Source organism: Acidovorax sp. NO-1 (assembly GCF_000238595.1).
Lineage (GTDB): Bacteria > Pseudomonadota > Gammaproteobacteria > Burkholderiales > Burkholderiaceae_C > Acidovorax.
Genome location: NZ_AGTS01000005.1, coordinates 1 through 6,540 on the forward strand (window position 1 = coordinate 1; position 6,540 = coordinate 6,540).

Annotated in this window: 8 protein-coding genes and 1 pseudogene; 8 read left to right on the plus strand and 1 reads right to left on the minus strand. The window is 61.2% G+C overall.

Annotation, left to right across the window (positions count from 1 at the left end):
* Positions 1-54: 54 nt before the first annotated feature.
* Positions 55-489 (minus strand): mercury resistance transcriptional regulator MerR, encoded by a 435-nt coding sequence (locus KYG_RS00635; RefSeq protein ID WP_000414383.1) that lies wholly within the window; start codon positions 487-489, stop codon positions 55-57.
* A gap of 71 nt (positions 490-560) precedes the next feature.
* Between KYG_RS00635 and KYG_RS00640 the strand changes: the two genes are divergently transcribed.
* The 8 genes and pseudogenes from KYG_RS00640 to KYG_RS00675 form a co-directional block, all read left to right on the plus strand.
* Positions 561-911: a mercuric transport protein MerT gene (locus tag KYG_RS00640; RefSeq protein WP_001294666.1), complete on the plus strand. Its 351-nt coding sequence runs from the start codon at positions 561-563 to the stop codon at positions 909-911.
* Positions 912-926: 15 nt separating this feature from the next.
* Positions 927-1,202, plus strand: a complete 276-nt coding sequence (merP, locus tag KYG_RS00645; RefSeq protein ID WP_000732290.1) for a mercury resistance system periplasmic binding protein MerP — start codon at positions 927-929, stop codon at positions 1,200-1,202.
* 71 nt (positions 1,203-1,273) lie between these two features.
* Positions 1,274-2,959, plus strand: coding sequence for a mercury(II) reductase (gene merA / locus KYG_RS00650; RefSeq protein ID WP_008902870.1), 1,686 nt, complete (start codon positions 1,274-1,276; stop codon positions 2,957-2,959).
* A 17-nt stretch (positions 2,960-2,976) separates the two neighbouring features.
* Entirely contained in the window at positions 2,977-3,342 is a 366-nt protein-coding gene (merD, locus tag KYG_RS00655; RefSeq protein WP_003090698.1) for a mercury resistance co-regulator MerD, read from the plus strand.
* Positions 3,339-3,575, plus strand: coding sequence for a broad-spectrum mercury transporter MerE (merE, locus tag KYG_RS00660; RefSeq protein WP_003090697.1), 237 nt, complete (start codon positions 3,339-3,341; stop codon positions 3,573-3,575). The genes merD and merE overlap by 4 nt, the downstream gene beginning before the upstream one ends.
* Positions 3,572-4,561: a DUF3330 domain-containing protein gene (locus KYG_RS24960; protein ID WP_001276635.1), complete on the plus strand. Its 990-nt coding sequence runs from the start codon at positions 3,572-3,574 to the stop codon at positions 4,559-4,561. The genes merE and KYG_RS24960 overlap by 4 nt, the downstream gene beginning before the upstream one ends.
* A gap of 129 nt (positions 4,562-4,690) precedes the next feature.
* Positions 4,691-5,248, plus strand: coding sequence for a recombinase family protein (locus KYG_RS00670; protein ID WP_008902871.1), 558 nt, complete (start codon positions 4,691-4,693; stop codon positions 5,246-5,248).
* A gap of 2 nt (positions 5,249-5,250) precedes the next feature.
* Positions 5,251-6,441, plus strand: a pseudogene (locus tag KYG_RS00675) (DUF4158 domain-containing protein); the annotation flags it as partial.
* Positions 6,442-6,540 lie beyond the last annotated feature (99 nt).

Below are 6,540 nucleotides of genomic sequence, written 5' to 3' on the forward strand. Positions count from 1 at the left end.
GGGGTCGTCTCAGAAAACGGAAAATAAAGCACGCTAAGGCGTAACTACCCTCGGCTACACCGCGTCGGCACCACGCGGCTCTTTCTCCCCTTGCAGCGAAGCAATCAGCGGGCAAGAAACGTTCCCTTGCCGCGCATGGCAGGCGAACACAAGTTCGGATAGCACGGTTTCCATGCGCGCCAGGTCGGTCATTTTTTCGCGCACGTCCTGAAGCTTGTGCTCGGCCAGGCTGCTGGCTTCCTCGCAGTGGGTGCCGTCATCCAGCCTCAGCAGCTCTGCGATCTCGTCGAGGCTGAATCCGAGCCGCTGGGCTGATTTCACGAAGCGCACCCGCGTCACATCCGCCTCGCCATAGCGGCGGATGCTGCCATAGGGCTTGTCCGGCTCCGGCAACAAGCCCTTGCGCTGATAGAACCGGATTGTTTCCACGTTGACCCCGGCCGCCTTGGCGAAAACGCCAATAGTCAGATTCTCCAAATTTTTTTCCATATCGCTTGACTCCGTACATTGGTACGGAAGGAAGCTTAAGCTATCCAATCCAGATTTGAAAGGACAAGCGTATGTCTGAACCTCAAAACGGGCGCGGGGCGCTCTTCACTGGCGGGCTAGCCGCCATCCTCGCCTCGGCTTGCTGCCTGGGGCCGCTGGTTCTGATCGCCCTGGGGTTCAGCGGCGCTTGGATCGGCAACTTGACGGTGTTGGAACCTTATCGCCCGATCTTCATCGGCGCGGCGTTGGTGGCGCTGTTTTTCGCCTGGCGGCGCATCTACCGACCGGCGCAAGCCTGCAAACCAGGGGATGTGTGTGCGATTCCCCAAGTGCGCGCTACTTACAAGCTCATTTTCTGGGTCGTGGCCGCGCTGGTTCTGGTCGCGCTCGGATTTCCCTACGTCATGCCATTTTTCTATTAATCACAGGAGTTCATCATGAAAAAACTGTTTGCCTCTCTCGCCATCGCTGCCGTTGTTGCCCCCGTGTGGGCCGCCACCCAGACCGTCACGCTGTCCGTACCGGGCATGACCTGCTCCGCTTGTCCGATCACCGTCAAGAAGGCGATTTCCAAGGTCGAAGGCGTCAGCAAAGTTAACGTGACCTTCGAGACACGCGAAGCGGTTGTCACCTTCGATGATGCCAAGACCAGCGTGCAGAAGCTGACCAAGGCCACCGAAGACGCAGGCTATCCGTCCAGCGTCAAGAAGTGAGGCACTGAAAACGGCAGCGCAGCACATCTGACGCCCTTGTCTGCTACCACAAACGAAAAAGGATCTGTCGCATGACCCATCTAAAAATCACCGGCATGACCTGCGACTCGTGCGCGGCGCACGTCAAGGAAGCGCTGGAAAAAGTACCCGGCGTCCAATCTGCCATAGTGTCCTATGCCAAGGGCGCGGCCCAGCTCGCCCTTGATCCAGGCACAGCGCCGGACGCACTGACCGCCGCCGTGGCTGGCCTGGGCTACAAAGCGATGCTCGCCGATGCCCCGCCGACCGACAACCGCACTGGGCTGTTCGACAAGGTGCGCGGCTGGATGGGTGCCGCCGACAAGGGCAGCGGCGGCGAGCGCCCGTTGCAAGTCGCCGTGATCGGCAGCGGTGGAGCCGCGATGGCGGCAGCACTGAAGGCCGTCGAGCAAGGCGCGCAGGTCACGCTGATTGAGCGCGGCACCATCGGCGGCACCTGCGTCAACGTCGGTTGTGTGCCGTCCAAGATCATGATCCGCGCCGCCCACATCGCCCATCTGCGCCGGGAAAGCCCATTCGACGGCGGCATGCCACCCACACCGCCGACGATCTTGCGCGAGCGGCTGCTGGCCCAGCAGCAGGCCCGTGTCGAAGAACTCCGTCATGCCAAGTACGAAGGCATCCTGGACGGCAATTCAGCCATCACCGTTCTGCACGGTGAAGCGCGTTTCAAGGACGACCAGAGCCTTATCGTTAGTTTGAACGAGGGTGGTGAGCGCGTCGTGATGTTCGACCGCTGCCTGGTCGCCACGGGTGCCAGTCCGGCCATGCCGCCGATTCCGGGCCTGAAAGAGTCACCCTACTGGACTTCGACCGAGGCCTTGGTCAGCGACACCATTCCCGAACGCCTGGCCGTCATCGGCTCGTCGGTGGTGGCGCTGGAACTGGCGCAAGCCTTCTCCCGGCTGGGTAGCCAGGTCACGATCCTTGCGCGCAGCACGCTGTTCTTCCGCGAAGACCCTGCCATCGGCGAGGCCGTCACAGCCGCCTTCCGTGCCGAAGGAATCAAGGTACTGGAACATACGCAAGCCAGCCAAGTCGCCCATGTGGACGGCGAATTCGTGCTGACCACTGGACAGGGCGAAGTGCGCGCCGACAAGCTGCTGGTCGCCACCGGCCGGACACCGAACACGCGCAGCCTGGCATTGGAAGCGGCGGGGGTAGCCGTCAATGCGCAGGGGGCCATCGTCATCGACAAGGGCATGCGCACCAGTAGCCCGAACATCTACGCGGCCGGCGACTGCACCGACCAGCCGCAGTTCGTCTATGTGGCGGCAGCGGCCGGCACTCGTGCGGCCATTAACATGACCGGCGGCGACGCCGCCATCAATCTGACCGCGATGCCGGCCGTGGTGTTCACCGACCCGCAAGTGGCGACCGTGGGCTACAGCGAGGCGGAAGCGCACCACGATGGCATCGAAACCGACAGCCGCACGCTGACGCTCGACAACGTGCCGCGTGCGCTCGCCAACTTCGATACCCGCGGCTTCATCAAGCTGGTCATCGAGGAAGGCAGCGGACGGCTGATTGGCGTACAGGTGGTGGCCCCGGAAGCGGGCGAACTGATCCAGACGGCGGTGCTCGCCATTCGCAACCGCATGACGGTGCAGGAACTGGCCGACCAGTTGTTCCCCTACCTGACGATGGTTGAGGGCTTGAAGCTCGCGGCGCAGACCTTCAGCAAGGATGTGAAGCAACTGTCCTGCTGCGCCGGTTGAGGAAAAGGAGGTGTTCGATGAACGCCTACACAGTGTCCCGACTGGCCCTTGAGGCCGGGGTGAGCGTGCATATCGTGCGCGACTACCTGCTGCGCGGATTGCTGCGGCCAGTCGCCTGCACCACGGGCGGCTACGGCTTGTTCGATGACGCCGCCTTGCAGCGGCTGTGCTTTGTGCGGGCCGCTTTTGAGGCGGGCATCGGCCTGGACGCATTGGCGCGGTTGTGCCGGGCGCTGGATGCGGCGGACTGCGATGAAACAGCCGCACAGCTTGCCGTGCTGAGTCAGTTCGTCGAACGCCGACGCGAAGCGTTGGCCGATCTGGAAGTGCAGTTGGCCGCGATGCCGACCGCGCCGGCCCAGCAAGCGGAGAGTCTGCCATGAACAGCCCCGAGCGCTTGCCGACCGAGACACACAAGCCGTTCACCGGCTACCTGTGGGGTGCGCTGGCGGTGCTCACCTGTCCCTGTCATTTGCCGATTCTCGCCATTGTGCTGGCCGGCACGACGGCCGGCGCGTTCATCGGCGAGCACTGGGGTATTGCAGCCCTCACGCTGACCGGCTTGTTTGTCCTGTCTGTGACGCGGCTGCTGCGGGCCTTCAGAGGTCGATCATGAGCGCTTCCCAGCCAATTGAATGGACAGTGGCGCAACTGGCGCAGGCGGTCGAGCGCGGGCAGCTTGAGCTGCACTACCAGCCGATTGTCGATTTGCGCAGTGAGCAGATTGTCGGCGCGGAAGCCCTGTTGCGCTGGCGTCATCCGACGCTCGGACTGTTGCCGCCGGGCCAGTTCCTGCCCGTGATCGAATCGTCCGGCCTGATGCCGGAAATCGGCGCATGGGTGCTGGGCGCAGCCTGCCGTCAAATGCGCGACTGGCGGGTGCTGGCATGGCAACCGTTCCGGCTGGCCGTCAATGTTTCGGCGAGCCAAGTGGGGCCAGATTTCGACAAGTGGGTAAAGGGCGTGCTGGCCGATGCCGGGTTGCCCGCCGCGTATCTTGAAATTGAGCTGACCGAATCGGTTGCGTTCGGTGATCCGGCGATCTTCCCCGCCCTGGAAGCTTTGCGACAGATCGGTGTGCGCTTCGCCGCCGACGACTTCGGCACCGGCTATTCCTGCCTGCAACACCTGAAATGCTGCCCCATCAGCACGCTCAAGATCGACCAATCGTTTGTCGCCGGACTCGCCAACGACCACCGCGACCAGACCATCGTGCGCACCGTGATTCAGCTTGCGCATGGGCTTGGCATGGAAGTAGTGGCCGAAGGCGTGGAAACATCGGCGAGTCTTGATTTGTTGCGACAAGCGGACTGCGACACAGGACAAGGCTTCCTGTTCGCCAAGCCGATGCCGGCGGCGGCATTCGCCGTCTTCGTCAGTCAATGGAGGGGTGCCACCATGAATGCAAATGATCCGACTGCCACCAGTTGCTGCGTGTGCTGCAAAGAAATCCCGCTCGATGCCGCCTTCACCCCGGAAGGCGCGGAATACGTCGAGCACTTCTGCGGGCTGGAGTGCTATCAGCGCTTCCAGGCGCGCGCCAAGACCGGGAGCGAAACCGATGCCGATCCGAACGCCTGCGACTCATCACTGTCAGACTGAGGCATACCCTAACCTGATGTCAGATGTTGAGCACAAACAACGTCAGAGTAGAGTATGAATTTATATTTATTGACACATTCAGCCAAGGGTAATAGATTTCATCCTGACATTTTTACCTTTGGAGGCATCTTGCAAGGTCAACGTATCGGCTACGTCCGCGTCAGCAGCTTCGACCAGAATCCTGATCGACAACTGGAACAAATAGAAGTCGGCAAGGTATTCACCGATAAGGCTTCAGGCAAGGACACACAACGTCCCGAACTTGAAAGGCTGCTGGCCTTCGTCCGCGAGGGCGACACCGTGGTGGTGCATAGCATGGACAGGTTGGCACGCAACCTTGATGACCTGCGCCGCATCGTCCAAGGGCTGACACAACGAGGCGTGCGCATGGAGTTCGTCAAAGAAGGGCTGACGTTTACCGGCGAGGACTCACCGATGGCCAATCTGATGCTGTCGGTCATGGGAGCCTTTGCTGAGTTCGAGCGCGCCCTGATCCGCGAACGTCAGCGCGAGGGAATCGTGCTGGCCAAGCAGCGCGGTGCCTACCGGGGACGAAAGAAATCGCTGAACAGCGAACAAATTGCCGAGTTGAAACGGCGAGTTGCAGCAGGCGACCAAAAAACTTTGGTGGCCCGTGACTTCGGCATCAGCCGCGAAACCTTGTACCAGTACCTGCGGGCGGACTGACCATGCCACGCCGCTCAATCCTGTCCGCCACCGAGCGCGAAAGTCTGCTGGCACTGCCAGATGCCAAAGACGAACTGATACGGCACTACACGTTCAACGAAACCGACCTGTCGGTGATCCGTCAGCGTCGCGGTGCCGCGAATCGATTGGGCTTCGCCGTGCAGCTTTGCTACTTGCGATTCCCTGGCATCTTCTTGGGCGTCGATGAACCTCCATTTCCGCCCCTGCTGCGCATGGTGGCCGCACAACTCAAGGTGCCGGTGGAAAGCTGGAACGATTACGGCCAGCGCGAGCAGACACGGCGGGAGCACTTGGTCGAGCTGCAAACGGTGTTTGGATTCAAGCCCTTCACCATGAGTCACTACCGGCAAGCCGTGCATACATTGACCGAACTGGCCTTGCAAACAGACAAAGGCATTGTGCTGGCCAGCACCCTTGTTGAAAACCTGCGGCGGCAGAGCATCATCCTACCCGCCATGAATGCCATCGAGCGCGCAAGCGCCGAGGCCATTACCCGTGCCAACCGGAGCATCCATGCGGCATTGGCCGATTCCTTGATACCTGTCCATCGCCAGCGCCTGGACGAACTGCTCAAGCGCAAGGATGGTAGCAAAATGACGTGGCTAGCGTGGCTGCGCCAATCGCCCGCCAAGCCTAACTCGCGCCACATGCTTGAACACATCGAACGCCTCAAAGCCTGGCAAGCGCTTGACCTACCTGCTGGCATCGAACGGCAGGTACACCAAAACCGCTTGCTCAAGATCGCCCGCGAGGGCGGCCAGATGACGCCCGCCGACCTGGCCAAGTTCGAGTCGCAGCGGCGTTACGCCACCTTGGTAGCACTGGCCATCGAAGGCATGGCCACCGTCACTGATGAAATCATCGACCTTCACGACCGCATCATCGGCAAGCTGTTCAATGCGGCCAAGAACAAGCATCAACAGCAGTTCCAGGCTTCCGGCAAGGCGATCAACGACAAGGTGCGGATGTATGGGCGCATCGGTCAGGCGCTGATTGAAGCCAAACAAAACGGCGGCGATCCGTTCGCCGCCATCGAAGCGGTCATGCCGTGGGACACCTTCGCCGCCAGCGTCACCGAGGCGCAAACGCTGGCGCGGCCTGCAGATTTTGATTTCCTGCACCATATCGGCGAGAGTTACGCCACGCTGCGCCGCTATGCGCCGCAGTTCCTGGGGTGATCTCGGTTTTGCAGCCAAATCGGAATCCTGCGTCAAAAAACTCCTTAGCGACAACAACTTAGCAGCGTTTTATAGTGTCTCCTGCATTGGGGA